Consider the following 1,642-nt stretch of genomic DNA (forward strand, 5'->3'; position numbering starts at 1 on the left):
CCGCCACCTCCGAGACCGTCAGCAACCCGTACGGCCTCGGCGCGCTGTGGAAGAACGGCGACTTCGTCGCGCGCTTCGTGCTGCTGCTGCTCGTGATCATGTCGATGGGCAGCTGGTACATCATGATCACCAAGTTCATCGAGCAGGCCCGTGCGAACCGCCGCGCGAAGGTTGCCGACGATCAGCTCTGGAACGCGCCCACACTCGCTGACGGCGCGAAGCAGCTCGAAGAAACCTCGCCGTTCCGCTTCATCGCCGAAACGGCCATCGAAGCGGGCGAGCATCACGACGAAGCGCTGCTCGAAGCGGTCGATCGCAACACGTGGATCGACGTCTCGGTCGAGCGCGCCATCACCAACGTCTCGAACCGCCTGCAGGACGGCCTCGCCTTCCTCGGCACGGTCGGCTCCACGGCGCCGTTCGTCGGCCTGTTCGGCACGGTTTGGGGTATCTATCACGCGCTGACCGCCATCGGCATCGCGGGCCAGGCGTCGATCGACAAGGTCGCGGGTCCGGTGGGCGAAGCGCTGATCATGACGGCCATCGGCCTCGCGGTCGCGGTGCCGGCGGTGCTCGGCTACAACTTCCTCGTGCGTCGTAACAAGGCCGTGATGGAGCGCGTGCGCGCCTTCGGCGCCCAGTTGCACGCAGTCCTGCTCGCCGGCGGCAAGCGTGGCGCGCGCGCCGCGTCGCGCGCCGTCGCGATGGCCGAATAATCCCGTCGAACGAGGTACGCCATGGCCATGAGCGTGGGGCAGGAGGGCGGCGACGACGAAGTCATCTCCGCCATCAATACGACGCCGCTCGTCGACGTGATGCTGGTCTTGCTGATCATCTTCCTGATCACGATTCCGGTGGTGACGCATACCGTGCCTGTGCAGCTGCCCAAGCAAACGGTGCAGCCGCTGCAGACCACGCCGAAGAGCGTCGAGATCGCGATCAATCGCGACGGCAACTTCTTCTGGAACGAGTCGCTCGTCGACGGGCCCACGCTGCTCGAACGCCTGAAAACGGCTTCGCAGCAGACGCCGCAGCCGGAAGTGCACGTGCGCGGCGATCAGGGCACGCGTTACGAGTTCATCGGCCGGGTGCTCACGTCGTGCGAGCGCGCGGGTATCGCGAAGGTGTCGTTCATCACGGAGCCGCCCGCACGCGGCGGTTGAGCGCCGCGCGTGGCATGAGCGCGACGAGCGGGTTCCATCCGCCGGTCTGAGGGCGGGCGTTTCATAGAGCAGGGGAAAGTCATGGGTATGAACGTGGGGTCGGGCGGTGGCGGCGGCGAGCCGGAAGTGATGGTGGACATCAACACCACGCCGCTCATCGACGTGATGCTGGTGCTGCTGATCATGCTGATCATCACCATTCCGATCCAGATGCATTCGATCAAGATGAATCTGCCGGTGGGCAATCCGCCGCCGCCCGCCACGCAGCCGCAGATCGTGCAGATCGACATCGATTTCGACGGCACCACGACGTGGAACGGCCAGCCCGTGCCCACCGAGGCGGACCTCGAATCGCGGCTCGCGCAGGCGGCCGCGCAGCCCGATCAGCCGGAGATTCACGTGCGGCCGAACCGGCTCGTGCCGTATCGCGACGTGGCGGCTGTGATGGCCGCGGCGCAGCGCGAGGGCGCGACGAAGAT

Annotated in this window: 3 protein-coding genes; all 3 read left to right on the forward strand. The window is 66.5% G+C overall.

Going from position 1 to position 1,642, the window contains the following annotated elements; all coding sequences use genetic code 11:
• Positions 1-716: MotA/TolQ/ExbB proton channel family protein (locus tag G3N97_RS38390; RefSeq protein WP_205997939.1), on the forward strand; the 716-nt coding region annotated here is incomplete at its 5' end.
• A gap of 21 nt (positions 717-737) precedes the next feature.
• On the forward strand, positions 738-1,163 hold the full coding sequence (locus tag G3N97_RS38395) for a biopolymer transporter ExbD (RefSeq protein WP_205997940.1): 426 nt from the start codon (positions 738-740) through the stop codon (positions 1,161-1,163).
• Between the two features lie 81 nt (positions 1,164-1,244).
• The coding region (locus tag G3N97_RS38400; RefSeq protein ID WP_205997941.1) for a biopolymer transporter ExbD at positions 1,245-1,642 on the forward strand (398 nt) is incomplete at its 3' end.

The organism is Paraburkholderia sp. Ac-20347 (assembly GCF_017104805.1).
In the GTDB taxonomy this organism is placed as follows: domain Bacteria; phylum Pseudomonadota; class Gammaproteobacteria; order Burkholderiales; family Burkholderiaceae; genus Paraburkholderia; species Paraburkholderia tropica.

Bases quoted from the DNA above. Each gene is read 5' to 3' on its own strand.
- G3N97_RS38395 (WP_205997940.1), top strand. From the start codon at position 738: ATGGCCATGAGCGTGGGGCAGGAGGGCGGCGACGACGAAGTCATCTCC.